Below are 25505 nucleotides of genomic sequence, written 5' to 3'. Positions count from 1 at the left end.
ACCGTTATGTATTGGTGTGCAGAACGGTCTGTATTCTACCGCAATGTGTGCAGAAGGCAAACACGGGGGGTTCGGATTTGATCGTCAATCCCAAGCGTTCCCCAGCCGTGGCTGCTTATTCAGGACCCTGAGCTTTTGATCGGCGGACACGATCGTCGCCGCGGTCTTCGACTTTCCATTTGGATAATTCCACACGGACTGATGCGATGGCGCAAAGACACTGGGGAGTAAAAATACGATGACTTGGCTAAAAAATTCCATCATGGCGAAGCGCGGCGTCGCGAAGGGAAAGCGCGGCACCAGCCATGCCATTACAGAAGATTCTCAAGGGACGTATCACTATGTCTACGGTCCCTATGCGTCTCCCGTTTTGAAAGTTGATCCGGGCGCGGTCGTTTCTGCGGAAACGCACGACGCGATGGAAGGACAGATTAAGTCCACCGACGACAAGCCAAGCCAAATTCTCAATTTCCCGTTTCTCAATCCGCAGAATGGTCCGATCTATGTAAACGGTGCTGAGAAAGGGGACTGCCTCGCCGTATACATCGAAGAAATCGTACCTCGCGGACCCCAGCCAGTAGGCACAACCTGCATCATGCCGGAGTTTGGTGCGCTCGTGGGCACCGGCGATACGGCGAATTTGCAGCCCTATCTGCCGGAGATCGTGAAAAAGATCGAGGTCGACCCAATTAAAGGAGTGCGATGGAGCGATAAGCTCACACTACCCTATCAGCCCTTTATCGGGACGATCGGCACATCGCCCGAAATTGAAGCCATTTCATCGCTTGTTCCCGATTACTATGGTGGCAACATGGATCTGCCCGATGTCGCTCCGGGCTCCATCATTTATCTGCCCGTTCAGAAAGAAGGGGCTTTGCTTTACCTCGGGGACTGCCATGCCATTCAGGGCGATGGAGAACTTTGCGGCTTCGCATTGGAACATCCAACGACCACCACGATTCAAATCGATCTCATCAAAAATTGGAAATTCCGCTGGCCACGTCTCGAAACGGCTGAGCGCATTATGACGATCGGATCAGCGAAACCAATGGAGGATGCTGCTCGCATCGCTTATCGAGAGCTCGTGTACTGGATGGCGGAGGATTACGGCTTCGATGCCATTGAGGCATACATGCTTCTGACGCAGGTGGGCAAGCTTCGCGTCGGCAACATGGTCGATCCCAAATATACGCTGGGGGCCTCGATTGCGAAGTCTCTCCTCACTTAAATGGTATTAAACTTAAGAAGAAACGGGGCTGCTGCTCCATACCTATGTGGCCCCGTTCGCGTTTCAGAAGCCTGCAAATAAGAGACCGCTAGGTTGCACAAACGGGGCCGCGAAGTTTGATTTCCTAATCACATCGATCCAACATGGCGAAACCGATGGTGTTATCGTCCCCTGTCAGACTCGAGAGAGGACCTTACCGCGATACCTCTCAATGATATCCATAAACTCACTGATCTCCTGCGGCGGAACGCCAAGCTGGTAGAGCGTGTTACGGATTTCGTGCGCAGTGACGTCGAACTCATAGTCCGTCAAGCTCAGATGCTTGTGAGACTCGAACATGTCCCTTCCCGGATAGCACTTGGGTCCGCCGGTCGCCTCAATACACCACGCGGTGACCATGAACTTATAGCCAGCTTTGTATTGCGCGCTGTGGAAGTCTTTGACCTTCGGATTGAGGTTGTTGATCGTAGCGTTGGTGTGCAAGCGATCGATCAGGTAATCGGCCGCCGTTGCAATGGCATATGCTCCCCCAAGTCGTTCATAAAGCGTCTTATCCGTCATCTCATCCTCGCTCAGTAACTTTTTTCAATCACCCGCCGCAATTGGGGAAATGACCATCGACGGCTGATCCGTGCTGATGGCAGTCACTCTGCAAGGAGTACGCGGATAATGTCGTAGCAGGCGCTACGAGGACCGGAATTTATCTTTTGAAATGCGAATGTCGCCTCGGGCGTTCTTCAATGAGCACTAATCTGCCGAGTGGTTGCAGGGCGATTTATAAATTACTGCAACGTTTGATGTCGGCCCGCTTAAATCACCTTATCGCTGATGAACAGCTGTTTGCCCGACATGCGAACTCTTCCGGTGTCCCTTAGCCGAGACAACGCACGAGTGACGCTGACACGGTGTGCTCCCACCAGAAAACTGATTTCTTCATGCGTTAAGGGAAATGCGATTGTCCAGCCACCAGCACCACGCGCGCCAACTTCTAGGGCGACGTTGACCAACACCTCGTAAAGCCGGTCCTCGAGATTGGGTTCGGACAACGCGCCAACCCGGCTCGAAAGTTGTTGAATTCGCCGTGATAGATTGCGGATGACGACGAGGCCAATATCGGAATGATTTGTTACCAATCCTTCAAATGTCTTCTTGTCTATCCCGCAGGTCACCGTGGTTTCGAGGCAAGTAGCACCAACCGGATAAACGCCCTCCTCCAGCAGTGCGCTTTCACCAATCAAAGCACCCGCTTTGCGAATGTCTAAGGTAATAATACGTCCATCCGCGCTTATCTTCGTGAGTTTCACCGAGCCCATTTTGATGAGGTGAATGCTGTCGGCGCTTTCGCCTTGATGGAAGAGATCCTCACCGGCATCGAGTTTCCTTCGGACGAGCTCGTCGGCCACAGTACAAAGCGTTTCCTGTGGCGCTCCATCGAACAGCCAGATTTGTTCGAAACAACGCGGATGTAGGCCTGCACCGGGCCCGGCGAGTTCCATACACTTACAAGAGCCAGCCGCACATGTTTTGTTCATCATTCGTCTCTGCCGACAGACCACGCGCTGGTCCATAGCGCGGCGGGGAAAGTAAAATAAAAACCGACTACGCTCTTGTAGCGCTGACTACAGAAGCGGACGGAAAATCCTGTCAGTGTTACTGTTAGCGTCCGGACGCCAGAGTCCTTTGCGCTAATTCTGGCTACCAAAATCGCTGGTCCATTCGAGTTGAAGATATCTATCGCTTTCTGAAAGAGCGAGATGCTGTCGTCTCTTCACCTGCTACAACCTATCCCGAAACGTCACCTCTAAAAAAGTGCCGGATCGATGTGGCGGGGAACCGTTGCAGTTGGGATTCGTGCAGCAGGCACAGCCTTTACGCTTTTCTAACCCCGTTCCCAAGCTACCTGACGGCTTGGAGTATATTTTAGAAAAACATCCATTACGGTTCGCAGTCGCGCCGCCTGATGATCAGCGTACGCCTTGAATCGCATAAGGATTGTTTTGGTAATGCAAATGCTCGCTCGATTGTCGGCAATAAGCGCCATGCTCGCATTGACGTGCGCGAGCGAGGGAGTGTTGTCCACGCCTGCTTCTGCGACCAGCGACTCGCTGCGCAATTCGCTCGCGCAGAAGAATTGTCGTCGGGGCACGTTCAAGGACTATTACCTTCAGGGCAACGGCGGCGATCCTCCGTCGAGCTACAAGGGTCGCGTTTACAAGCTCAGCCAAGATTATCCCTCGGAGCTTCCGGTGAAGGAAGAATATCCGTGGCTAAAAATTCCATTTAGAGACGGCGGTCCGGTAGATCCAGAGGCTTATCTGCGCGCGCTCCTGGACTACGGGCTGGAAGGCAACGTCGCGGTCGACTTCTACGTCGAAGACAATAAAATCCGTAAATGGTACGGCTCGCCTTGGATGGACTGGAATACCGAAGTCGCTTCCGACTGGCCGGGGACCGACGGCCGCGAATTCGTGCACGGTTTGACCCATGAATTCGACTCTGCCGGCAACACGTTCGGTGAGCGGCAGCTTGAGTTCGTCGACACCTGGGCTCAGGCTTACGTCAACGATCGATACGCCTTCGCGTTAGGCCAAGTCTACTGCGATCCCGATGACCCGAAGCCTGGCGCGCTCAATCCTGATCCAACAGGTTTGAACAGCATGCCGGACGGCGCGTTTGTCATCAAACTTCTGTTTTCGACGGTGACCGAAGCGGAATTGCCGACGGTGAAAGGCGCACTGGAGTGGGATGCCGATATCTTCGTCAACAAGAGCCCGCGCTTTCGCAACGAGGGGCCGTTGTCACGGTACGAGCGTCGTATTGGCAAGGTGCGCCTCATTCAGATCGATCTGCAAGTGCGCGACGAGCGCAGCCCTACGGGCTGGTTGCTGGGGACTTATGGCTATGACGGGAACGCCAAAGGCGAAACACCTTGGGCACGCATGACGCCGCTCGGCCTACAGTGGGGAAACAACCCTAAGGTGACCTACGCCGAAACTTGCAAAGGTCGGAACGGGCCGTGCGATTATAAACCACTCACCGAACAGTGGATCAATCGTCAAGCCGTCAAGGACCTGGCCACTCCACCACTGAGCTTCAATCATCTGGGCTTCGGCGGCCGCCTCGCCGGCCCCGTAGATAATCCGAAAAGTTCGTGCATGGGCTGCCATCAGACAGCCGGCTTTCCGATGGTGCCTATCCTCGCGGAATTTGCGCCTAATGGAGCTGTCCTCGGGCTCGACGCGGAAAAGCATCCCGAAACGGCGCAGGGCCTTCGCATGATGTACTTCGGCAACGTCCCGGGCGGCGCGGTCTTCAGTGATACTCAGCTCTATTCGAGCGATTATTCCCTGCAGCTTGCAATGGGCTTGCAGAATTTCGTCTCGCTCCGCTGTGCAAAGGACGCGCCATCCCCGCGCCCCTCGCTTTGCGGACAACTCGCTGATTGGACGCGGCTGCAGCGCAAGGCCATCGACAGTGTGAGCGTGTTTGGGACGCCTGGACCGGGCGGCGCACCGATCACTCCGAAGTGACCATAGATAAGCGCCGATTCTCCGGGGCTTCCTCAAGTCAAAGGATGATAATCGGCCGGAGACGCTTTTTCAGTAACTCACGTCTCCTTCGGTGAGTGGAGCGGACAGGAGAGCACGAGAGCCAGCCGTTAAACACTCAAGTCCGCTTTCTCTGCGAAGCCGCACTCGGCTCGAAGATAGCTGCAAAACGGCTCATGTGAAATTTGTACGAAACCTCGGGGGCGCCTCGTAAGTCAGCTTTGCCGAGATAGCGGATATCGGCAGAACGTCCGACCTGGTCGTTTGCCAGTCATCCGCGAACGTCTGCTGCTTACCCTAAATGCAGACGTCATGACTTTGTCGGCTAAGGGCCAAATCCGGAAGTCCCGCACCGCAGCTCGACACTTAGCGGTGAACACTCGCCAGCCCTTCCACTCCGTTAAACAAGGTGCCGTCAATATCGGCTCGATCCAATTTGGCTCTAGTCATGTTCGAATCCGACAAGTCAGCATGCGCCAAGCTGGCCCTTGAAAAGTCGGCATTGCTGAGGTTGCACGACGTGATCATGATATTTTCGAGGTTCGCTGCGGTGAACGTCGCCCCGCTAAGGTCGGACCACGATATTTGCGTGCGCTCAGGTGTCTTGAGCTGGTCCCTTCGTTTCCATTGCATCTGCGCGTTGGTAAAGTTCGCCCCCCGAAAGCTTGTTTGACTGAAGTGCGCGACTATCCGCGCTCCGGAGAAGTTTGCGCCCGTGAAGTTCGGGGCTTCCGCCCTGGCCTTTTCGAGCGACAAGTAAGCGACGGGCGTGAAAAGACTGGCACCTGATAGATCTGCATCCATGAAATTGGTGCGAACAATGATTGCCCGATCGAGGCTCGCGCCGCTCAAGTTGACATGGGACAGATTTGCGTCCGTGAGGTCAGCACCAAGCAGATTTGCCCCGGCGAGATCGGCGTGCTTGAAGTCAAGTCCGCTCAGATCAAAAAAGCGGAGATTTCTGCCCGAAAGGTTAAGCGGATGCGACGGATCCGCGTTGTGCAAGGCCGTGACAATATCATGAAGCGTGGTGTCGAAGGCCTGAACGGGCCAAGCGACGTAGTAACTCGCTGCCGCAAGGATGCTCAGAAGAGCAGCACGACTACCCCTAGCCACCATGATGGCGGCGGCGTTGTTCGTACTCCTCGCGGTCGATCTCTCCTCGCGCATACCGCTCCTCAAGAATTGCCAGAGCCGATGACGAGTGTCGCCGGGGACTTCCGTCGCCGGACAGCATCCGAATGATCGCGGCGACGCCAAAAAAGGCAATCACCAGAAACGCAATCCAAAAGATACCGCCCATCGGCCACCAGCCAAATGACCACCCATGCATGGGACCTTGCACAGGACCGATTTGCGCCAACACGGATGGCGCTACGAATGCACCAAAAGTCTGCACGACACGCGACCTCACATCATGCAACAGCCATTACCAAGCAGCAGGTCGGCCTTCTTTTTCTGATCGTCGGCTAATGTCTTGTAGAGGGCTTCGGTCGCCGGCTTCATCGCCTTCATGCTGTCCAGCATGCTCTGCATCGCCTGGATATGTGCGTCCAGGCGATCCGTCGCGGTACCGGACTGCCAAGCCTGCATCATCGTTGCGTGCATTCCCTGCATGGCGGCGACTCGTGCTTGCACCGCGTCAACATAATCCTGCCAAGCAGCCTTCTGAGCGTCCGTTATGCCGAGCTCGGCTTTAAGGTAGGCGAGCTGCCCTTGCATCATTGGACCATAGCCCATCATCATGCCGGGGCCCATCATACCATAACCCATCATTCCCGGACCCATGCCGCCATAGCCCATCATGCCTGGACCCATCATGCCGTAGCCCTGTCCCATCATTCCTGGCCCCATCATCCCGTTGCCGTAGCCCATCATCCCGTGACCCATCATTCCGTAGCCCGTCGTAGGGGGCTGCTGGCTCGAACTTTGCGCGAATGCGATTGAAGGTGCCGCCAGCATCGCCAGCAGCGCTCCTGCGATAAGATGTTTGCGGAAACTCATTTTAAATACTCCTCCTCAGGTTCGGCCAACCACAGCGATCATTTCAGCGGGGCCATCGGACTGCCTTCGCCATTCATCGAGCGCCTGTCCCAATATCTTGGTCGCCGAATGCAAGAATATGGACGCAAGGATTGCCGCCACGAGTATATCCGGCCAGCCGCTCGCTGTGCCCCATACGACGTATGCTGACAAGATGACGGCCACGTTGCCGACGGCGTCGTTTCGTGAGCACAGCCACACAGAGCGTACGTTGGCGTCACCGTCCTTGTACTTGAGGAGAATCAAGACGCTCGCCAAGTTGGCTGCGAGTGCGAGAAAGCCGATTGATCCCATGATCTCGGCGACAGGAACGCCCGGCGCAAAGGCGTGCCAAACTGTCGAGCCGAAAATCCAAAGCCCCATGAGCCCGAGAGTAATCCCTTTAACCACTGCGGTTGTGGCCCGCACGCGCAATGGCAGGCCGATGACGGCGAGACTGAGACCGTAGGTCAGCGTGTCGCCGAAGAAATCGAGAGCGTCTGTTTTCAACGCCTGGGAACCCGACATCGCTCCGGCTCCCATCTCGACGGCAAACATGACCGCGTTGATTGCGATCACCGCCCAAAGGCGGCGCTGATAGCCGGGAGCTAGACCGTTGAAGGCCAGATTTTGGGAGCAGCCACACCCGCTCTTAACGCAATCGGTCATCTTCTCATGCCGCAATTTGCAACATCCAGGATGTAGTATAGGATCTCTAGTGGCTAGAGGTTCAAGAGGTATGTGGGCATGGGCGAAATCGGAATTGGCGGGCTCGCGGAACTGACCGGCGTTAAAGTACCGACCATCCGCTTTTATGAGCAAATCGGGCTATTGGTAACGCCGGACCGCACGAGCGGAGGGCAACGGCGATACGATGACCGTGCGGTCGCGCGGCTGGCTTTCATCCGTCATGCCCGCGATCTCGGTTTTGACATGGATGAAGTGCGCGAACTCCTCACGCTAGCAGATCGTCCGGATGCTCCCTGCCAACGCGTTGATGCGATTGCTCGTCGTCAGGTCGCGCATATCGACGGCAAGATAAAGCGCCTGCAAGCTGTGCGTCGCGAACTTAGAACTGTAATTTCTACATGCCACGCCGCGCGCGTTAAAGACTGCCGTATCATAGAGGCTTTGTCAGGCGCTTCCTCCAAGTCAAATGGCGGCAAAGCGCGATCGCCGGCACGAACGTCAGAAACTGCAATAAAAGGGAAGAAAATCCTTCGAATTTAACCCAAAGCGATTTCTGCTTAGGGTCACGAGCGAGCGTCGGCGCGGCCTGAAGTACTTCCGTTTTGCTCTCTAAAGCAGACATCCGTCATCGTGTGTATGCCACCTCGTCAAGCATCAACCAAATGTCAGCTATTGAGACCTTCCGGCCGAAAGTCTTACGTGGCAGGGTTTGCGGCAGGCTAACCAACATTCGAAGCGCGCCAACCTGCCCGCTGGCGTTTACGCCGAATACCAGCTACGCACGCTAAATAACGATAATCTTGACGAAGTGCGCCTGCCACTCGAATAGAGCCGGGTGGGCCTTCTCCATTCGAAAAGTCTTCACAATCATGACCTTCCCGTCGGTTCATCCCGCACTCGGGCGCGCTCTTTCTGCGCGCGGCTACTCTGCGCCTACTGCCGTGCAATTAGCGGTTCTCGAAGCCAACACGGTAGGGCGTGATTTGCTGGTCTCGGCTCAAACCGGCTCCGGGAAAACGGTCGCCTTCGGACTTGCGATGGCATCGACGCTTCTTGGAGAAGCGGAACGTTTCTCGCAAGCCGCTGAACCGCTGGCGCTGATCATCGCACCCACGCGTGAGCTTGCGATGCAAGTGCAGCGCGAACTCGACTGGCTCTATGCAGACACCGGGGCGCGTGTTGTGACCTGCGTCGGGGGCATGGACGCACGCGCGGAGGCCCGCCAACTCGGCTTCGGCGCTCATATCGTTGTCGGCACGCCCGGACGTCTGCGGGACCATTTGGAACGACGGCGGCTTGACCTGACAAAACTCGCAGCCGTTGTGCTCGACGAGGCCGATGAGATGCTCGATCTCGGATTTCGCGAGGATCTGGAATTCATTCTCGACGCGACCCCTGAAGGCCGCCAGACGCTCCTGTTCTCGGCCACCATGCCGCGCGAGATCGAAGCACTGGCGCGCCGCTACCAGCGCGACGCTGTTCGCATCGAAACGGTGAAGCGCAACGAGCAGCATGCCGACATCGACTATCGCGCCATTCGCGTCGTTCCGAGCGATACTGAAAACGCCATCGTCAACGTGCTTCGGTTTCACGAGGCCGGCGCCGCGATTGTGTTCTGTTCGACGCGCGAAGCCGTAAAGCGGACGCACGCGCGTCTCTTGGAACGAGGCTTCTCTGCGGTGGCCCTCTCCGGAGAGTTGACGCAGAACGAGCGCACGCATGCACTTCAAGCACTTCGTGATGGCCGCGCGCGCGTTCTCGTCGCGACGGATGTGGCGGCGCGCGGACTCGACTTGCCGGCTCTCTCGCTCGTCATTCACGCCGATCTGCCCAATGATGCAGAGACACTCCTTCACCGCTCGGGTCGCACGGGGCGGGCCGGCAACAAGGGCCTGTGTGTGTTGATTGTCCCCTTCAACCGCCGGCGTAAGGCCGATGCGTTGCTGGCCGGTGCGAAGCTTAAGGTCACGTGGGGCCCGGCACCGACCGCTGACGAGATCCGCGCACGCGATCAGGAGCGCTTTCTGGCCAGCTCTATCTTCACCGCTCCCGCGACGGACGAGGACCTGAAGCTTGCGCAATCCCTTCAGTCCAGCCGCACGGCAGAAGAGATTGCTCTCGCGTTGGTCCGGATCCACCGAGCCCAGCTGCCCGCGCCGGAAGATCTTACTGAGGATACGGGCTCGCCGCGGCGGCGCGATGATCATGCGCGAGCACCTCGGGAGCGGGTCGAGCATAGACAAGTACGCAGCCAAGGGCCGCAAGGCCGAGACGAGCGTGCGAGCGCGCGCCCGAGAGACGGCCGCTCCACGCACGCCGTTCGTGATCAGGGCCGTGAGATGGTCTGGTTCCGCATCGATATCGGCCGCGAGCGTAACGCCGAGCCCCGCTGGCTGCTGCCGCTTCTCTGCCGCGCCGGCAATGTGACGAAAGCCGAAATCGGTTCCATCAAGATCTTCGACCGCGACACGCGCTTCCAGATCGCCGCCGAATCCGCAGACACGTTCGCGGATACCGCGCGCTCCATGAAGCCTAACGAGGGGCGGATTTCGCGCATTGGCGCCTCCATGGGTGACGACGCTGGTACGCACGGCAATCCGACCCTCGCTGCCCGGCAGCAGAAAGACGACGAGGCCAAAGCCGCAACCTTGTCTGATCTCCAAACGGGTCGGCACGCGAAGACGCCATGGCGGGATCGAAGCAAAGAAAAAGCCGGCGCGCATCCTCATCGAAAGCGTGACGCGCAGAAAACTCATCCCAAGGGCACCGGGCCTCGCCCAGGTTCATCAAAATCAAGCGGCGAATATAAGCCTGTGTCAAAATACGCTCATGGGAAGAAGCAGCAGAAGAAGCATCGCCCGACCTCATAGCGATTTCCGAACGTGAACAAGTCCACTCAGGGCTTGAACACGTGATCGAGCATCCGAAGATTCGACCTATCTCGTCTCACAGCGGACATGATCGGCGGGGCTCCCGCATCGCCGATCGCTGCTACTCCACGCGACAGCTATTGGGACCGACCGTCGGCTCCGCCGAGACGCCGACGCCTCCTGGCTCTGCTTTCCCGGAGGTGAAGCGATCCCGTTAGCTTCACTCGGGCGGCGCCGTTACGGGCAAAAAGCGCCCGATGCATCTTTTCGGATAGTGCTCGGCATAACTGCGAGGTTCGAGCCGCAAGAACAGATCAAACTGAGGGTACGTCTAGTGCCTGGTTCAGAAGCAAAGCCAGGGGCCTAAGCAGGCCGCAGGCGTCCCGCCCTTACAGGCCATCTGCGAGGAGTAACACTCAATCATCGCCCCTGATTTGCAGGTGGTTTTCACTGGCCCCTTCGGTATAAGCCCTTTCCCGGCGATCGTATTCTTAAGTGCGTTGTGGGAGAACAGCACCGCCAAATCGTGGGTGAAGTTATCGCCAATGGCGGCGACCCTCGTACATTCGGCCGCATGAGCCGTCGCCGAAAGCGCGCACACCATAATCGCGGCCACGAAGCCTGACTTGAAAACCTGCATTGCAACCCCCCGGTGCGGACAAATCACGTTTAACGCTAGTCGAGTGCTTGGCAGTTGCCAAGTAAAGGACTGTTGCTGTCACAGATATTTTCCGCAATGCGACTCTCCACACACACGCCATGACCATCCATGCGTGTCCGATTTGGGTCAAAAGCGTTGACCACTAACCAAGCTACGGAAGTTTTAGCCCGAATCCGGCCGTCGAGTAAGGCGTAGGTGTTGCCGCGGACCATGTTCGTTTGTCTATCGAGAAATGAGACAAATCATGGAACAGGAACATACCCGAAAGCCAGTGACCCGAGTACGATTACTTAGAATCTGACCTTCATTCCACCGTAAGCCGCAAGCGGTGTCGCCGGGACGATCGTGCGCGGATCCGTGAAATCTATGGTTCCGAGCGATGCTGCGGTTGCGTCGTCAAGCGTGAAGTAGTTGCCATACGTTCCGTATTGATGATCGAAAATGTTATTCACGATCGCGTAGAGCTGCACGTTTTGAGTGACGTCGTAGGATGTATGAAGATTGACGACGCCATATCCGGCTAACGGCTTATTCAGGTTCGCCTCGTCGCCGAAGAAAATCTGATCGGAAGCGGCGGTCAAATCGCCGCCGAACTTCCATTGGTGCGTCAGCCAGTAGTCGAAACCCGCCTTGAACCTGTGCTGCGGAATACCCGGCATGCGATCACCCGGATGCACGGTGGTGATAAAATCATTGCCGTTCGATGGGTTTTGAGGGTTATTCGGCGAATTAACGTCGAATGTGCTCTCGAAGCGTGCATCGGTGAAGTTATAATTGGCGAAGAGATACAGACGATCGTTGCGGTAATCGATGCTGGCATCGAGCCCTTCTCGAAGCGTGTTGCCCGCGTTCTGAAAGTAGCTTCGGCCGGCGATCGACGACGCCACATTTATAATGTCGTCGCTATTCATGGCGTGAAAGAAGCCAAGTGTCCAAGTGACCTTTTGATGATCGCCGAAGCTGGTGATCTCACCGCGGAGGCCCGCCTCTGCGGTGCGAGAGACGACCTGCTTCAATGGAGGGTCTGAGGTCAGGAAGCTCGAAATGAGACAGGGATTGTTGGGATCTGCGCAGGCAAGCTCAGCCGCGACCGGCGCGCGGTTGGCTTCTGAATATCCGCTGTAGAGCGAGAGCCCCGGAAGAAGTTGATAGGTGCCTCCAGCCATCGGATTGAAACGCTGATAGACATTGTTGCCATTGAGATCGGGAGCTAGCCCCGTGTTGTCCTTGAGACGGATATCGGCGTAATTGAAACGGCCGCCGGCCGTCAGCGAGAGCCGGTCAGTTACATCAAAGGTGTCGGAAAAGAAGACGCCGTAATAGGTGTTGGTCGTCGTGATATCGACCGGAGCGATATCCGAGTTGGCGACGATCTGACCGTCGCCGGTTATCGTGAAATTGGGACCGATGCTTCCGATCTCGGCGTTGGTCTGATAGCCGACGCGGCCATGATCGATGCTGCCGCCTAACAAGAATTGGTTCGTATGGCCGAAGATCTTCGCCTTCTGCACGCCCTGCAATGACGCCCCGTAACTTTCGGCCTGCTGCGAGGTACGATCGATTTCGCCGACGTAATTGTCGCCGCCAGGCGGCGTTAATACCGAGTTGCCATTTTGATCGACGAGCTGAACGGTCGTGCCGTCGAGATTGTCAAAGCAGAGCACACTTGTATCGCCCGCGCAGGGCGCCGCTTCGGAGCCGTTGGCATCGACGTGATGTTGATTAAACCGGCGATAGTAGCTGACGCCCGAGACCTTAAATGTATCCGTGACATTGACAGAGCCATTGACGGATCCCATTGCCATGTCGTTCTGGGTCGTTTGCGGATTTGTGTAGACGGCGCTGTAGCTTTCATCCAGCAGCTGGACCGGAGAGGCCGTAACGGCCCCGACGAAGTTATCGGCGCCAGTGAAGTTGGCATGGAACTCGGCGTCATGGTTCTTGAACCCGATATCGGCGAACGTGCGGCGAATATCGGATGGCGAGAACTGCCGCCAACCGCCGTCGTGAATATCTTCGACCGCGATATAGGCTGCGTAATTGCCGACTTGCTGCCCTGCCTGTACCGACCCTTGTATGCGTCCGAACGAACCGCCGCGGATGTCGGTCTCGACGCCCTGGAAATTAAATCCATCCTTCATCGATATGCTGATCGAGCCACCGAGCGCATTGAGGCCGAACGCCGGATTGTTGCTCATCACGGCGATATCAGAGATGGCTATCGAGGGCAGGAAGTCCCAGTTGACGACGTCGCCAAAGGCTTCGTTGATGCGGACGCCGTTCTCGTAGACGGCTAAGCCCTGGGGAACGCCGTCAAGAGGCGACGCATCGAAGCCGTGGAATTGGACATTCGTCTGGAACTCATTGCCCTGCAAGTCATTCACGATGACGCCGGGGATGCGCGATTGGAGCACGTCCTGCACTGCCATCGCGCCGCTGCGCGTCACGTCGGAGGATGAAACCGTACCGACCGACCCCGGAACCTTCGCGATCGGAAGTTCGCTGCCGCCCACGGGCGACATCTTCACCTGCGTGGGCTCGGCGACCGAGAAGTCCTTTTCAACCGGTGCCGTCGGCGGCGTCACCGGGGCCAGGGCAACGGGAGCTTTCTTCAGCTTCGCAGTCTGCCGGACCTTTCGCGGTGGGGGAGCTTTTGCCTGCTGCTGGATGACCTCCACTTCCGGAAGCAGCTGCGTATTCGCGGCCGGAGGCGTGGTCGTGGCCCCGCTCGCGGCGGGTGGGGGCTGCGTGGTGGGCGCTTGCGTCGTCGTGGCGGGGGGTGTGGTTGGGGCAATATCCGTGCTGCCGCCGGTCTGCTGCGCGAAGACACTGTCGACGCCCCCCGTCAACAGAACAGCAGCTGCGAGCGCGGCCAGACGATAGATCGGCAGCATTCCAATTTCCCCCGGTGCGATCTCTTAGAGTCGGCTTTTCCCCACCGATTCACCCCTCGTCGGAGGAAATCTTCCTTCCTGAAAGCGGTCAAATGATCTGGCAGAAATTGCATCTTTTTCCTGATGGAGGTTGTAAGGACGCAACCGTTCGATCGAGAAAAGGAGAATGTCGAATTCAAATTATCCCGAGTTAAGCAGTGGTCTCGATATGATTCGATATGCACACTGCGTGTTTCTTGACCGGCTTGTCGGACCGGTGCGCCGGGCGAACGAGAAAATGATCTGCTCCAAAACGGAGACGTCCCACCCTCAGAGTGGGGAAATCGGCTACGCTGAGCCTGTGGATTCTGGCATCTAAGACCCACTCCTTTTCGACACTCAGCGGTACCACCTGACAGCCGACAAGAGACTGTCGGCACGACGGCCTCACAATTCCGGCCCGAAACCCGTCTCGCGGTCACACGTTGACGGCCCGCATGCGCTAAGTCTCGGACGGCGCCCAGGAATTTGCGACGACCGTAGAGATACGAATTTTTCTATTTGCATTCAGTGATTTATGGCGGTGCTTGCAGTCTGACGCGAACCCGTCTCCATAACCACTCATTCCCTGCTCACACAACAAAAGCAGCGAATTTCGCGTATTTCGCCGCCCTTGCACGGACGCGAAGCGCGAGAAATCTCAATATTCACTGCAGGTTAGCGGACATCACAAGATGTCGGCGCGCGGCGAATTCGTATCTGCTGCCGCAGGGACAACGACTGCACCAGCAGGGAAATGGCGGGGCGTTTCGAGGCAGGCCGTGCAAAAACCCTGATTAGGGAGATGGTGCCGCCACGGCCGCTGTCCGTTAAGCCGACCTTCCGAAATTCGGTTCGGGGTGGGAGGCGGACATTTCATTGCGGCCGACGAGAGATGCCCGAGGTCTTCGGATCATCCCGCCCGGGCCAGATCACATGGTCGAAATCGGTCACGGTTCCTTCTTGAACAGGTCCTGGAAGATCAGCTGGCCCCAAGTGCGGCCGCGTGCGTGCACCAGCGCGCCACCCTCGTTGAGCTTGCCCAGTTTAACGGGTGCGAACCCGAGTTGTTTGGCCAAATCCGCCACGGGAGCGATCGCGTCCTCGTCGTCGCTCGACAGAAAGACGACCCGGTGGCCACCTTCGATGGTCGGATCGGTAGCCAGCGTGCTTGCAATGAGGTGATTGAACCCTTTCACGAGCTTGGCCCCGGTGAACGACTTTGCGACGAAAGCGGAAGACAGGAGGCCGTCCATTTCTTCGAGGGGTAGCTGCGAGTTCATCGTATCAACGATAGTCTTTCCTCTCCAGTTGGACAGCACCTTCGCGACCTCTGGGTGTGACTCGAAACGGACAGCTAAAAAGATAACGTCCGCCTTGACAGCATCCGCCAATTTCTGGGGAATGATTGTGGGTCCGATCATGGCCGCATCGGACGCAAAGCTTGCCGGGTCTCGCGTGGTTGCAACAGACACTTCAATGCCGTTACGGGCAAATGCCTTGGCAAGAGCGTGACCAATCTTGCCGAAGCCGATAATTGCGTAACTCATAATGCTTCTCTGATCTTATGTTAAAATTAAAGGTGGTCCCACGACTGGCGGGCTGGAAGGCCAATCGCAGGACCACACCGTGATTAGACCTGCGCCATGCCCCCATCGACGGCTAGATCCACGCCGGCAATGTAAGAACTTTCATCGGAGGCGAGGAACACTACGGCGGCCGCGATTTCCTCAGGCTTACCTCTGCGACCGAGTGGAACCTGCGAGACGAATTGCTCGGCAGCTTGCTGGGCTTGTTCAGGAGTGAGGCCAGCTTTCTCAAGTGCTGGAGTCTCGATTGGCCCTGGGCTTACAGCATTCACACGAATTTTGCGGTCTTTCAGCTCCATGGTCCAGCCACGTGCGAAGCTACGCACAGCTGCCTTGGCCGCGGCATAGACGGTAAACGCTGGCACTCCCAGCACGTTCGCGACTGAAGAGTTCAGGATAATCGAGCCACCATCTTTGAAGAGGGGAAGGGCTTTCTGCACTGTGAAGAACTGTCCCTTCGCGTTTAAGTCGAAGATTTTGTCAAAATGAGCTTCGGTAGCCGCCGCGAGCGGAGCGACTTCGCCCCAGCCTGCATTTACGAATAGCACGTCGATATGACCGTGTTTCTCTTTCACAACGGCATAGAGCCGGTCCAAATCCTCCAGGCGCGTTACGTCGCCCGCGACCGTCGTGACGTTTCCCCCGATAAAGGATGCGGCCTCTTTTAACTCTTTGTCCCGTCGGCCAGTGATGACGACGTGCGCGCCTTCTTCGACGAAGCGCTTCGCCGTAGCGAAGCCAATCCCGCTGTTGCCACCCGTAATAACTGCAACCTTACCCTCAAGCTTTCCCACGACGTCTCCTTCGAAGCTGTGTTTTTCGCGTGTCCGGGGAGGCCCCGGAGGACCTCGACATACGTTGTCTGGCGTCGGGCATGGAGTGCGGAAGCACGCACATCGGTGGTGCAGAATCGATCCGGGTTGACGGCGGGCGCCGACGGGGACCACACGTCTCCGCGGTGGAAAATCGGGCCGCATTTCGCGGCATAGGCTATGACAATCATCCGTAGCGGCCATATCCCACCAGCCGGTCGAACGGTTTGCTATAAGCTTGGAAGGGGCGCCATCCGGTGCCAGAATGCACCATGATCGACTGGGACGATGTTCGCTACTTTCTTGCCGTCGCGCGCGAAGGCTCGGTGCGGGCTGCCGCCGAGCGCCTCGGAGTGAATCACTCGACCGTGCTACGACGCATCGCCCAGCTCGAGGAACGTCTTGGGGCGCACATGTTCGAAAAGCTGCCTTCGGGATACCGCCCAACGACCGCGGGCGAGGAGGTCCTCGAGCTCGCAAAACAGATGGAAGAATCATCGCACCAACTAGAAACGCGTATCTTCGGGCGCGACCAGAGCGTGCGCGGCCTTCTGCGGGTGACGCTGGCGCCACCCCTCGCGACACACCTGCTCATGCCGGACTTCGCCGATTTCGCGCGTCTGCATCCGGACATCGAAATGGAAATCTTGTCGTCCGGCGAGCTGGCGAATCTGACCAACCGAGAGGCCGACGTCGCGATCAGGGTCGTCTACGACCGCAAAACCCTGCCGCTCAATCTTCACGGTCTGAAGGGACCGGAGGTGTTCGGCGCCGTCTACATGTCCCGCGGTCGCCTAGCCGCGTGGCGTGCGGGCGCGCCCGATCCCATGCGGTGGATCGTCATAAGCGTTCATGGAATTCCGGACTGGGCCGGCGAGGGCGAGGTTCGCACCACGGGGGTTCCGTTCAGGGTCACCGACGCCGAGGCGCAGCTCATGGCGGCACGGCAAGGGCTCGGGATCACGACACTGCCTTGCTTCGTCGGAGACGTTGACCCTCTACTGGTGAGGGTGCCGGGTACCGACCTGCACATGTACGGAACGCTCTGGCTTCTCACGCAAGGGGAGACACGCAAGACGAAGCGCGTGCGGCTCTTCACCGAGTTCGTATCCCGCAGGCTCGCCGCGTACGCGCCGCTTTTGGCGGGACTATCCGTATCGCGCGACTGACGCGCCGCAGGTCGCCGGCGACGCTTGCAGTGGACAAGTGCCTGCAAGCGGACATCCTCGGCGTCCTAACCAGGGGGCCTCAGGTGGTGAAAGCCAAAGCCGCACTCTCGATCTTCGTCTTCAACATCCTCGTAAACGCCTTCGGCGCCACGGCGATCACGCCGGGCTGAGCCGCAACCTCGCATCGCGTTGCAGCGCCGGCCGGGTCCTTGCACAGCCTGAAGGGATCGCCAAGAGCGTTTTCGCCAGAGATCACCCCGAGCGCAGCGCGCGGCTAAAGCTCTTTCACTCCTTGATGACAATCCTGACCTTGGCATAGCCGGGATTGCCAAGGGACTCGGCGTCGCCCCGTCCGCCATATATGCGCATTTTCCGGGTAGGCTCGCCGAGATCCATACCGAAGCGATCCGGACCGTACTCGCGGATGTGGCACGCCCCCCAAACCGAACGAGACCTGCGAGGGGTACCTTCGGGACCTATTCGATGCCGTGTTCTCCGCCTTCTATAAGCACCGGAAAGTCGCTCTGCTGTTCGGGCGCGAGATAGCGGCAAACTACTATCTGAATCCCCTCCTCGTCGAGCGTGTCCTCTATGCCCTCAGCCTCGCCGGTCTCCCCGAGAACGAAAAGGTCATAGCGCTCAATCTAGTCATGGGCAGCTTGGTCGGTATGATCGCGATCGAGTGCGCGTACCCAACGTCCCTGTCGCCCGCAGAATGGTCCTTGAGCCTGTCGAGTACCATCGATGCGCTGCCCGCGGCCGAGTTTCCTCAGATCAAGGCCTTGAAGATCAAGCTTGGTGGTGCGGTCAATGTGCTATCCGTTCATAAGCCGACACCGGCTAAGGCACAGCGCTTCGCCGACAGCTTGATCGCCGGTCTCAAAGCCCAATTCTCGATAGGTTAGCGGTCGCCGTTGCATGTTGTTCGCCCGCCATTATCGGTATCCCGATGACATTGCTATTCACGCAGGCACGCGCTTATCCTTGTCAAAGCGCGACAGTTGTGAAACGCACAAGCTTGCTGACTGCTCTATCGGGCCAAATCGACCAATGGCTTGCAGTAGAGCCACGCCTTAGCGATCATTTCGATCGCCCCAGGTTCGCTTAGCTCGGGACAATACTCATAGGGGAAAAGTACGCCCATCTGGATCTGGTAATTTGAACCTTCCTTGTTGACAAAGGAATTGTAGCCGGCGGCCAGCCAGCGCGGCTGGCTTTTGGGGGCATCATCGCTATCAACTGCAGTTCGCAGATCAAACTCTATCAAAGCATCGATGAAGGGCGTGGACCTTTGCGAAGGATGCCGTCGCTGAACGCCGCGGAAGCGCGGGGTCGCTCCGGGATGCTCATTGAGCAAAGGCTTCAGGTTTGCAACGATCTGGCTCGTGAGCTGTCGAAAACCTGACTCTCCCAAATCGATCAACCTACTTCTCATAGCGCGGTTCACCGCATTCGGAACAGTGACCATCGCGTCAATAGTATCTGGCAAGATGCCCAGTGTGAGATGAGGATTATTCGTAAAGGCATCATTTTCATTCGCGGTGCCGAGAGTAAGAAAATCCCATACCCAGTTTTCGCTCCTTCCCATGATGGTCGTCCGGGCGTTGACGGGTTCATGCCGAGTTCCCCCTGGAGATCACCCCGTTGTCGCAACTCACTCATAGCCAAACTCAGAATTCTCTTGCCCTCATGGTAGGTGAATGGGTGATCGCTTCCGAACGGAATTCCTAAATCGGCACCGCGCCACACATCTATAACATCGAACTCCGTAAGCACGGCCGCTGGCGCTCGAATACCTGGACCTATCCCGGCGCATCCAGCATGGGCTCCGATGCGCGCCGCGGACTGCAGGACCATCCGACCGTTAAGCCAGTTGCGATGCTCGAAGACGCATTGCTCGACATGACCAACCGCGATGATATCGTGCTTGACCCGTTCCTGGGCTCAGGTTCGACGCTGATCGCCGCCGAAAAGACCGGTCGCTGTTGCTATGGCCTCGAGCTCGATCCGCTCTACGTCGATGTCATCCTGCGTCGTTACCACGAAGTCACCGGTGAGCAAAGAATTCTGCGCGAGACCGGGGAGACGGCCTTGGAGCTGGCGGAACGGCGGATGCAGGAAACAAGGCCTGCAGAGTGATAAGCGCACGCTATCGTCCGGTCAGGGCGACGTAAACTAAACCTCGACGTTAGGCAAAAAACGGACCTCGACTTCTGCCTCGAAGGAAAATAACCCAACCCTATAGTCGCCAATATCAATGGCGAGTTATCCTTACCAGAACCGAGATGCTTGACGCTTAAATCGTCAACGACTTCAAACCACACCTGTCCCGAGGAGCGCGAGGGGTAGTTCGAGGATGAAGAAGCACTAATGCCGCCATTGGGCACTGACGCGATATCGGCTTTACCCCAGAAGCTGACCTGAGCGAATGCAGCATGCTCCGGTGACGGACAGCGGCTTTGCCGAGAAAGCGGACGACGGCTAAATGACGCTTCAGGCCATTAGCAGTCGGCGCATTAAATCGAGCAGTTCAGCATCGCGAATGTCGATTGAGCTTATTCCAGACATTAGCAGTTAGCATAGATCGACGACGCCGTCTGAACGGAAAGATGTCCGTTTTCGGTCGCGACCTTTACGGCCAGCAAAGCTTGCCCTCAGCGCCGGCAGCCGAAGTTTAGTCGCAAGCATCCCGGGTAAGGCTCATCCATCGATGATTTTTTGAAGAAGATATGTGAACGCCATGCGCTCCGCCGGATTAAGGTTCGCCACTGTCAATTCGCTGATGTGAAACGCCCTTGGATACATGTCATCCAAAACGGTCTCCCCCGCGGGCAGCAACGACATTATGACCTTGCGGCCGTCCTGTGCATCTTTCGTCACCTTTATGAGGCCGCGTGTTTTTAGCCGTTCGATGATGCCGCGGATGGTTGCCTGATCAATGGCTGTCACTTTAACGAGTTCGGCTTGAGAACTTGGGCCGTTGTCCCGAAGCGCACAGAGCGTCGTGAATTGCACGGCCGTCAAATCGGGATCGCTGGCGTTCTCCTGAAAAATCGCAAGGTGACGCTGATACGCTTTGCGCATCAGGTGCCCCACCTGCTCGGTGACCTTATACGTTCCCGGCATTCGCCGTTGCGTGCCAGGCTTCTCTTTCGTCACTCACAGCCTCCCGCTCGTTTTCTCCTTTGCGATAGCGCTCTTTGCAGAACGTCGCAACTGAAGCGATGCAAACAAGGAGCTGATGGCACATCCACGATGACGGCGATGGCCGCGGCGCTGCATGCACCGCTCACTGTCTAGCCGAAAACGTGCAGCATCTCTTTCACGGCAATCTGGCCGTCGAGGACCATCGGCTGGTCGTCAAGGAAGAGGCTGCAGTTCCGCATCGGGATGTCGAGGTGGCACGCGGTATTGTTCGGGCCGCCGAGTTCGTTATTCGGGCCGGTCGAGAACATAACGTTTCCGTAGAACGACCGCAGCTCCATACCCATACCGCCAGGGAATTGCGTCAATCCATGCCAGTGCGCGCGATGATCCAAGCCCCAGCCGACATGAGACATACCGAATCCGCGCGGGTCGTTGAATGTCGCCATATAGGATTTGATCAGCTCAGCGTCGAGACCACCGCGAATATCCTGAATAAAGCCCTTTTCGATCGTGTAGGTCACGGGCTCACGAACATACGTGTTAAAAGGAAGAAGGACGTCGCCCGGCGCCAAAACGATCGTGCCGTCAACGCCATCGTCCGCGCCACCGGTAAAGACGAAAGCCGCCGGCCAGTGATCCCACCGGCCGGGTTGATCGGTGTAGCCATATTCGCTCATCGTCGGATATACGCCGAGCTTATAGACGACGTCGGTGCCGTGCTTGCTCGTAATCCGCATCGTCTTGGCTTTGGCCAGGAGTTCGGCTCCGACTTCGACGCGTTCGCGCAGTTGCTTCGTCGGCATTAGGCGCGCGAGCAACGGGGCGGGTTCGACAGCCGTCAACACGCGCGTGCCCGAGGCCTGAATCGCCATCTGTTCATCGCTGAACAACAAGAAAATCAGATCGACGACCATGTCGGCCTGCTTCAATGCCTCGACCGCGTCGGGCATGGCGGCAAGCCCAGTCTTACCGACGGCCCAAGCCCCGGTCTCAGGCATCGGAGCGGGGAGACGCATATGATACATCTGGCAACCGAGCCGCTGACCCGCAGCCAGAAACGCATCGGCGTAATCCAGGCGTTCCTCGCCCTGGGACAAAACGATGACTTTCTCACCTTCATGCACGCCGCTGAGCGTCAGCTGCTCGAGGCACATTTCCGTCAAGACATTCCGGTCCATCGACTTATCTCCCTTCAGCGCTCTGCGGTTACTTGTGATCGATATTAGCGAGTTGTCTGCGCGGCCTTGATCGCCGCGATCGCGTCAGCCTTGCTGACGACGTCCCCGTACTTGCTGTCGATATCGAAGAGATTGGCAGCATGCGGTTCAGGATGACGATCGCCCACGCAATCGCGGACGACTATCGTGCGGAAACCGTATTGAACTGCATCGACGGCCGTGGCGCGAACACAGCCGCTCGTCGAGCAGCCCGCAATGACGACGGTGTCGACCTTTTGCGTATGAAGAAGTGATGCGAGGCTCGTGCCGAAGAAAGAGCTCGCGTATTGCTTGACGATGACCGGCTCATCTTTTTCCGGCTCAACACCCTCGCAGAATTCCGCCAGGACATTGCCTTCAACCATCGCCTTCATCACCGGGGCCTTTTTCACCCAGATGCCGCCGTCGGCGCAGTCCGGCGCGGAATACAGAATGCGGGTGTGGACGACAAGAATCCCGGCCTGCCGCGCAGCGGCGAGAAGCTCCGGCGTATTCGCGACGGCATCGACCACGCCCGGCGCGAAAAGCGGCGACTCTTTCCGCGTATAGGCCTTGAGAAAATCGACGACGAGCAGCGCCGGACGATCACCAAAACCGATACGTTCACCCCAGACGCCTTGATAGTTTGCTGCTGCGGTTTGCGGAGCCCCACCCATCAGTATGCTCCAGACAGCAATGCGCCGGCACCTGGTACGACAGGCTCGATCTTGAGCGCCTTCAGCATGCAATAAGTTGTAGCAACCGCCGCGGTGATGACTGGCTTGCCGGTGATCGCTTCCACCTTGGCGATGGCGGAAAGAGACGGCATCTGCACACACGCCGACAGCACGATGGCATCCACGCCGCCAAGATCGAGCGTGCGAACGATATCCGGCAATTTATCGGGGTTATGACGACCGACTTCGAGGTTGTCCGGAATTTCGAGAGCGCGCCAATCCTGAACATCGAAGCCCTCGTCGCGAATGTAATTGACGACAAGTTCGGTGAGGGATTTCACATACGGCGCGACGATCGCGAGGCGCTTTGCCCTCATCGCCTTCAGGCCTGTGATAAGCGCACCGGCACTGGTCACGACAGAAACATCAGCACCGTTCTCAGAGGCACGACTGCGCAGCCTCAGCTCGGAAACACGATGGTATCCTGAGCCCTGCGCCATGATCGCGACGAGGCAGGCGTAACCCAGGACATCGACACGAGCATCGGAAAGCTCGACAGCACAACGATCCGACTCGGAATCCATGGCCTTCAGCTCTTCCTTCTTCACCGTGCGCATGCGCATACGGCTGGAATGGAAGGTAAAGCGCTCAGGACGAATGGCCTGCCGCGCCAGGAGCATCGCCGGAATTTCCGTCTCCATCGTCGTATTCGAACTCGGCACGATCTGACCGATGCGATAATTCAAGGCTTGCGTTCCTTTATTCCAATTTTTTAGCTTCTTCTCGTTCTTCGGCTGTCGAGTTATCGAACGAGGAAATTTCCAAGCGCGTCGAAGAAACCGTCGAAGTCATCCCATGGAATCATGTGACCGGCGTTCTCCACGCGGACGACTTCGATATCCGGTTTCAGCGCCCTGAACTCATCGACATCCTGCTGGGTAATCACTCCGCCGCGACCGGCGACCATGAGCATTGCGGGCAGCGAAAGACTCGGAACGCTGGGAAAGATGTCGTCTTTGTGGAAGTCCTCGAATGCCGTAACAATCGCAGGCTCGAAGCAGGTATGAAGCCACTCGGCGCGGAGCGCGCGCTGTTCGTCCGTCCACGTCGGGCAGAAAGCACGCATGCCCTCGGCGTCGATGCCCTTCACGGCGAGACGAATGGAATCGACGTACCACTCAAGCTTGCTCGGATAGGGCCGTCGGCCTGGACCCGACACCGGCGGATCGACCAAAACGGCGCGTGAAAAGGCGGATTTATCACCGGCAACCGCACGAACCGCAACACGGGCACCCATGGAATGACCGAGGAGTGCCGGCTTCTCTAGCTTCAAGACCTTTGCGAGTTCGACAACGTCTGCGGCCATCGCATCAAGGCCGTAGTCGAGATCCGGCCCGGTCGACGACAGCCCGCGGCCGCGCGCATCTATAACGTAGACGTCATGATCTTTCGCCAAGCGTTCGGCAACGAACCCCCATGTAATCGCCGGGCTCGTAATGCCGGGAATGAGAATGACCGCGCGCCCCTTGCCGCCGTAACGCAAGTAATGCTGACGAATGCCGTTTGCGAAGACGTTCGCGCCGTGGAGCGGACCGGCCATCACGCAATTGCCTCGCTCTTCAAGGGCTCGGCATAAAGATCGTAGCCATAGACCCAGGCCGGGTCTTCCTGCGTAAGCAGGAACGTGTTGGCGTTCGATACTGTCTGGACACGCGTTGCGCGGTCTCGACGATTGGATTCATAAAGCTTGAATGCGCTCGAATAGTTCTCGATGCCCGTCTCGCCGAGACAACGTGCAAGCATCGCTCCGTCTTCGATCGCCATGGCGGCACCTTGCGCCATGTGCGGCTTCATCGGGTGGCACGCATCGCCGAGCAGAACCAGCCTTCCCTTGCTCCAGAGCGGTAGCGGATTGCGATTAAAAAGCGGCCACTTCGTAACTTCGTCCGTCGCGTCGATGAGTGCCTCGATAACGGGATGATAGCCTTTGAAGGCATCCGCCATCTCTTCCCGGCTGCTTTGGACAAACGGGTCTTTAAAATCCCAGGCGTCGTGCGGAACGCCCGTCACGTAGTAGTATTCGCTGCGATCGCCGGTCGTGAAATAGACCATCATGTGACGGTCCGGGCCCCACCACTTCACGCATTCCTCGAAATCGAGATTGTACTTTTTCAGTTTGTCCGCGGGGATAACAGCCCGGTGACCGACCCAGCCGCTATAATTCGGTTTTTCGACGCCAAGTAGAATTTCGCGGACACGCGAGTTAATCCCGTCGGCGCCAATGACGATATCCGCACGCGCGGAGGTGCCATCCTCGAACTCGAGATAAACGTCGTTCCCGCCATCATCGATCTGCTTGAGGCGCTTATCGAAATGCAACGTTCCAGGCTGAAGTGCTGCAATCTGCAACTTATGAAGATCGCCGCGATGAACAGTGCAATAGGTCGCGCCGTAACCCTCAAGCGGAATGCGCGATAGGTATTTGCCGGTTATACCGTCGCGGCTGAACCAGAATTTCGGCTTGCTGCTGATCTCGGCGAGTTTTTGGTCGATGCCGATGCGCCGGAAAATCTTGAGAACGTTCGGTCCCATGTGGATACCCGCACCGAGGCGGGAAAAGCCGAACGCCTGCTCATAGAGCTGCACCTCGAAACCGGCATGCTGAAGCAGCGCGGCAGCTGCAGCACCTCCGAGTCCGGCACCGATAATCGCGATCGTCTTCTTGTGCTTTGGCATATCAATCATTGCAGAGTAAGAGGATGTGCAAGCGCCTACAGGGCGTCTCGATGACGCCATTTAAGCGTACACACTATTGTTGGCAAGCGCTTTGTGTGACTAACTATTAGCATTAGTGCACATAAACTTAGCAAAATAGCCTTTTATAGACACTTTTGCCGACGGGCGCCATTAATGGCATCTCGGCATTAAAAGCGTATACGCTTGTTATTGCGTCGCTTGGATATTCGATGCTATCCGAGGCATCA

Annotated in this window: 25 protein-coding genes; 8 read left to right on the top strand and 17 right to left on the bottom strand. The window is 57.4% G+C overall.

Annotated elements, in window-relative coordinates; all coding sequences use genetic code 11:
- Positions 1-238: 238 nt before the first annotated feature.
- The gene (locus tag HYPMC_RS01020) at positions 239-1228 is read left to right on the top strand and encodes an acetamidase/formamidase family protein (protein ID WP_013945878.1); all 990 of its coding nucleotides are present in this window, start codon (positions 239-241) and stop codon (positions 1226-1228) included.
- A 174-nt stretch (positions 1229-1402) separates the two neighbouring features.
- Here HYPMC_RS01020 and HYPMC_RS01015 read toward each other — a convergent pair whose 3' ends face one another.
- Positions 1403-1789, bottom strand: coding sequence for a group 1 truncated hemoglobin (locus HYPMC_RS01015; protein WP_013945877.1), 387 nt, complete (start codon positions 1787-1789; stop codon positions 1403-1405).
- 248 nt (positions 1790-2037) lie between these two features.
- Positions 2038-2631 (bottom strand): Crp/Fnr family transcriptional regulator, encoded by a 594-nt coding sequence (locus HYPMC_RS01010; RefSeq protein WP_210160622.1) that lies wholly within the window; start codon positions 2629-2631, stop codon positions 2038-2040.
- A gap of 600 nt (positions 2632-3231) precedes the next feature.
- Between HYPMC_RS01010 and HYPMC_RS01005 the strand changes: the two genes are divergently transcribed.
- Positions 3232-4758, top strand: a complete 1527-nt coding sequence (locus HYPMC_RS01005) for a hypothetical protein (protein ID WP_013945874.1) — start codon at positions 3232-3234, stop codon at positions 4756-4758.
- A 384-nt stretch (positions 4759-5142) separates the two neighbouring features.
- On the opposite strand, the gene HYPMC_RS23030 is transcribed toward HYPMC_RS01005, so the two are convergent.
- From HYPMC_RS23030 to HYPMC_RS00985, 4 genes are all read right to left on the bottom strand, one after another.
- The gene (locus HYPMC_RS23030) at positions 5143-5946 is read right to left on the bottom strand and encodes a pentapeptide repeat-containing protein (RefSeq protein ID WP_013945873.1); all 804 of its coding nucleotides are present in this window, start codon (positions 5944-5946) and stop codon (positions 5143-5145) included.
- The gene (locus HYPMC_RS24595; RefSeq protein ID WP_244421080.1) at positions 5885-6013 is read right to left on the bottom strand and encodes an SHOCT domain-containing protein; all 129 of its coding nucleotides are present in this window, start codon (positions 6011-6013) and stop codon (positions 5885-5887) included. Before HYPMC_RS24595 ends, HYPMC_RS23030 begins: the two co-directional genes overlap by 62 nt.
- Positions 6014-6186: 173 nt before the next feature.
- Positions 6187-6780: a Spy/CpxP family protein refolding chaperone gene (locus tag HYPMC_RS00990; RefSeq protein ID WP_013945871.1), complete on the bottom strand. Its 594-nt coding sequence runs from the start codon at positions 6778-6780 to the stop codon at positions 6187-6189.
- A gap of 15 nt (positions 6781-6795) precedes the next feature.
- Positions 6796-7467, bottom strand: a complete 672-nt coding sequence (locus HYPMC_RS00985; protein ID WP_013945870.1) for a cation transporter — start codon at positions 7465-7467, stop codon at positions 6796-6798.
- 78 nt (positions 7468-7545) lie between these two features.
- Here HYPMC_RS00985 and HYPMC_RS00980 point away from each other — a divergent pair, with 78 nt between their 5' ends.
- Complete coding sequence (locus tag HYPMC_RS00980) at positions 7546-8028, top strand: helix-turn-helix domain-containing protein (protein ID WP_013945869.1); 483 nt, start codon at positions 7546-7548, stop codon at positions 8026-8028.
- A 329-nt stretch (positions 8029-8357) separates the two neighbouring features.
- Positions 8358-10358 (top strand): DEAD/DEAH box helicase, encoded by a 2001-nt coding sequence (locus HYPMC_RS00975; RefSeq protein WP_013945868.1) that lies wholly within the window; start codon positions 8358-8360, stop codon positions 10356-10358.
- A gap of 343 nt (positions 10359-10701) precedes the next feature.
- Here HYPMC_RS00975 and HYPMC_RS00970 read toward each other — a convergent pair whose 3' ends face one another.
- From HYPMC_RS00970 to HYPMC_RS00955, 4 genes are all read right to left on the bottom strand, one after another.
- Positions 10702-10998 carry a hypothetical protein gene (locus HYPMC_RS00970; RefSeq protein WP_013945867.1) on the bottom strand — a complete coding sequence of 99 codons (297 nt, stop codon included), beginning with the start codon at positions 10996-10998 and terminating at the stop codon, positions 10702-10704.
- A gap of 311 nt (positions 10999-11309) precedes the next feature.
- Positions 11310-13913: a TonB-dependent receptor gene (locus HYPMC_RS00965; RefSeq protein WP_013945866.1), complete on the bottom strand. Its 2604-nt coding sequence runs from the start codon at positions 13911-13913 to the stop codon at positions 11310-11312.
- 968 nt (positions 13914-14881) lie between these two features.
- Positions 14882-15481: an NADPH-dependent F420 reductase gene (locus HYPMC_RS00960; RefSeq protein WP_013945865.1), complete on the bottom strand. Its 600-nt coding sequence runs from the start codon at positions 15479-15481 to the stop codon at positions 14882-14884.
- Positions 15482-15564: 83 nt separating this feature from the next.
- Entirely contained in the window at positions 15565-16314 is a 750-nt protein-coding gene (locus HYPMC_RS00955) for a glucose 1-dehydrogenase (RefSeq protein ID WP_013945864.1), read from the bottom strand.
- 290 nt (positions 16315-16604) lie between these two features.
- Between HYPMC_RS00955 and HYPMC_RS00950 the strand changes: the two genes are divergently transcribed.
- From HYPMC_RS00950 to HYPMC_RS00945, 3 genes are all read left to right on the top strand, one after another.
- The gene (locus HYPMC_RS00950) at positions 16605-17501 is read left to right on the top strand and encodes a LysR family transcriptional regulator (RefSeq protein WP_013945863.1); all 897 of its coding nucleotides are present in this window, start codon (positions 16605-16607) and stop codon (positions 17499-17501) included.
- 29 nt (positions 17502-17530) lie between these two features.
- Entirely contained in the window at positions 17531-17671 is a 141-nt protein-coding gene (locus tag HYPMC_RS24010; protein ID WP_155831141.1) for a hypothetical protein, read from the top strand.
- A 318-nt stretch (positions 17672-17989) separates the two neighbouring features.
- A complete protein-coding gene (locus HYPMC_RS00945; RefSeq protein ID WP_013945861.1) occupies positions 17990-18406 on the top strand; it encodes a hypothetical protein in 417 nt (138 codons plus the stop codon).
- 125 nt (positions 18407-18531) lie between these two features.
- On the opposite strand, the gene HYPMC_RS00940 is transcribed toward HYPMC_RS00945, so the two are convergent.
- Positions 18532-19089, bottom strand: a complete 558-nt coding sequence (locus HYPMC_RS00940; RefSeq protein WP_013945860.1) for a hypothetical protein — start codon at positions 19087-19089, stop codon at positions 18532-18534.
- 143 nt (positions 19090-19232) lie between these two features.
- Here HYPMC_RS00940 and HYPMC_RS00935 point away from each other — a divergent pair, with 143 nt between their 5' ends.
- Positions 19233-19640, top strand: a complete 408-nt coding sequence (locus HYPMC_RS00935; RefSeq protein ID WP_081740940.1) for a site-specific DNA-methyltransferase — start codon at positions 19233-19235, stop codon at positions 19638-19640.
- Between the two features lie 561 nt (positions 19641-20201).
- On the opposite strand, the gene HYPMC_RS00930 is transcribed toward HYPMC_RS00935, so the two are convergent.
- The 6 genes from HYPMC_RS00930 to HYPMC_RS00905 form a co-directional block, all read right to left on the bottom strand.
- Positions 20202-20627 (bottom strand): MarR family winged helix-turn-helix transcriptional regulator, encoded by a 426-nt coding sequence (locus tag HYPMC_RS00930; protein ID WP_050976846.1) that lies wholly within the window; start codon positions 20625-20627, stop codon positions 20202-20204.
- A 170-nt stretch (positions 20628-20797) separates the two neighbouring features.
- Positions 20798-21826 (bottom strand): hypothetical protein, encoded by a 1029-nt coding sequence (locus HYPMC_RS00925; protein WP_013945855.1) that lies wholly within the window; start codon positions 21824-21826, stop codon positions 20798-20800.
- A 44-nt stretch (positions 21827-21870) separates the two neighbouring features.
- Positions 21871-22521, bottom strand: a complete 651-nt coding sequence (locus HYPMC_RS00920) for an N-carbamoylsarcosine amidohydrolase (protein ID WP_013945854.1) — start codon at positions 22519-22521, stop codon at positions 21871-21873.
- Positions 22521-23267 carry an Asp/Glu racemase gene (locus HYPMC_RS00915; protein WP_013945853.1) on the bottom strand — a complete coding sequence of 249 codons (747 nt, stop codon included), beginning with the start codon at positions 23265-23267 and terminating at the stop codon, positions 22521-22523. Before HYPMC_RS00915 ends, HYPMC_RS00920 begins: the two co-directional genes overlap by 1 nt.
- A gap of 56 nt (positions 23268-23323) precedes the next feature.
- Positions 23324-24121: an alpha/beta fold hydrolase gene (locus tag HYPMC_RS00910; protein ID WP_013945852.1), complete on the bottom strand. Its 798-nt coding sequence runs from the start codon at positions 24119-24121 to the stop codon at positions 23324-23326.
- Positions 24121-25266: an FAD-dependent monooxygenase gene (locus HYPMC_RS00905; RefSeq protein WP_013945851.1), complete on the bottom strand. Its 1146-nt coding sequence runs from the start codon at positions 25264-25266 to the stop codon at positions 24121-24123. Before HYPMC_RS00905 ends, HYPMC_RS00910 begins: the two co-directional genes overlap by 1 nt.
- Positions 25267-25505: the final 239 nt, after the last annotated feature.

This window comes from Hyphomicrobium sp. MC1 (assembly GCF_000253295.1).
Taxonomy (GTDB): Bacteria; Pseudomonadota; Alphaproteobacteria; order Rhizobiales; family Hyphomicrobiaceae; genus Hyphomicrobium_B.
The sequence above is the reverse complement of the archived record's forward strand: the minus strand, read 5'-3'. Positions and strand labels throughout refer to the sequence as shown.

Coding starts and splice junctions, on each gene's coding strand:
- HYPMC_RS00985 (WP_013945870.1), bottom strand. CDS start 7,467: ATGACCGATTGCGTTAAGAGCGGGTGTGGCTGCTCCCAAAATCTGGCC.
- HYPMC_RS00950 (WP_013945863.1), top strand. CDS start 16,605: ATGATCGACTGGGACGATGTTCGCTACTTTCTTGCCGTCGCGCGCGAA.
- HYPMC_RS00970 (WP_013945867.1), bottom strand. CDS start 10,998: ATGCAGGTTTTCAAGTCAGGCTTCGTGGCCGCGATTATGGTGTGCGCG.
- HYPMC_RS24595 (WP_244421080.1), bottom strand. CDS start 6,013: ATGCTGTCCGGCGACGGAAGTCCCCGGCGACACTCGTCATCGGCTCTG.
- HYPMC_RS00940 (WP_013945860.1), bottom strand. CDS start 19,089: ATGGGAAGGAGCGAAAACTGGGTATGGGATTTTCTTACTCTCGGCACC.
- HYPMC_RS00980 (WP_013945869.1), top strand. CDS start 7,546: ATGGGCGAAATCGGAATTGGCGGGCTCGCGGAACTGACCGGCGTTAAA.
- HYPMC_RS01015 (WP_013945877.1), bottom strand. CDS start 1,789: ATGACGGATAAGACGCTTTATGAACGACTTGGGGGAGCATATGCCATT.
- HYPMC_RS00930 (WP_050976846.1), bottom strand. CDS start 20,627: ATGCCGGGAACGTATAAGGTCACCGAGCAGGTGGGGCACCTGATGCGC.
- HYPMC_RS00960 (WP_013945865.1), bottom strand. CDS start 15,481: ATGAGTTACGCAATTATCGGCTTCGGCAAGATTGGTCACGCTCTTGCC.
- HYPMC_RS00975 (WP_013945868.1), top strand. CDS start 8,358: ATGACCTTCCCGTCGGTTCATCCCGCACTCGGGCGCGCTCTTTCTGCG.
- HYPMC_RS00990 (WP_013945871.1), bottom strand. CDS start 6,780: ATGAGTTTCCGCAAACATCTTATCGCAGGAGCGCTGCTGGCGATGCTG.
- HYPMC_RS00905 (WP_013945851.1), bottom strand. CDS start 25,266: ATGATTGATATGCCAAAGCACAAGAAGACGATCGCGATTATCGGTGCC.
- HYPMC_RS00920 (WP_013945854.1), bottom strand. CDS start 22,521: ATGGGTGGGGCTCCGCAAACCGCAGCAGCAAACTATCAAGGCGTCTGG.
- HYPMC_RS23030 (WP_013945873.1), bottom strand. CDS start 5,946: ATGCGCGAGGAGAGATCGACCGCGAGGAGTACGAACAACGCCGCCGCC.
- HYPMC_RS00965 (WP_013945866.1), bottom strand. CDS start 13,913: ATGCTGCCGATCTATCGTCTGGCCGCGCTCGCAGCTGCTGTTCTGTTG.
- HYPMC_RS00925 (WP_013945855.1), bottom strand. CDS start 21,826: ATGGACCGGAATGTCTTGACGGAAATGTGCCTCGAGCAGCTGACGCTC.
- HYPMC_RS01020 (WP_013945878.1), top strand. CDS start 239: ATGACTTGGCTAAAAAATTCCATCATGGCGAAGCGCGGCGTCGCGAAG.
- HYPMC_RS01005 (WP_013945874.1), top strand. CDS start 3,232: ATGCAAATGCTCGCTCGATTGTCGGCAATAAGCGCCATGCTCGCATTG.
- HYPMC_RS00910 (WP_013945852.1), bottom strand. CDS start 24,121: ATGGCCGGTCCGCTCCACGGCGCGAACGTCTTCGCAAACGGCATTCGT.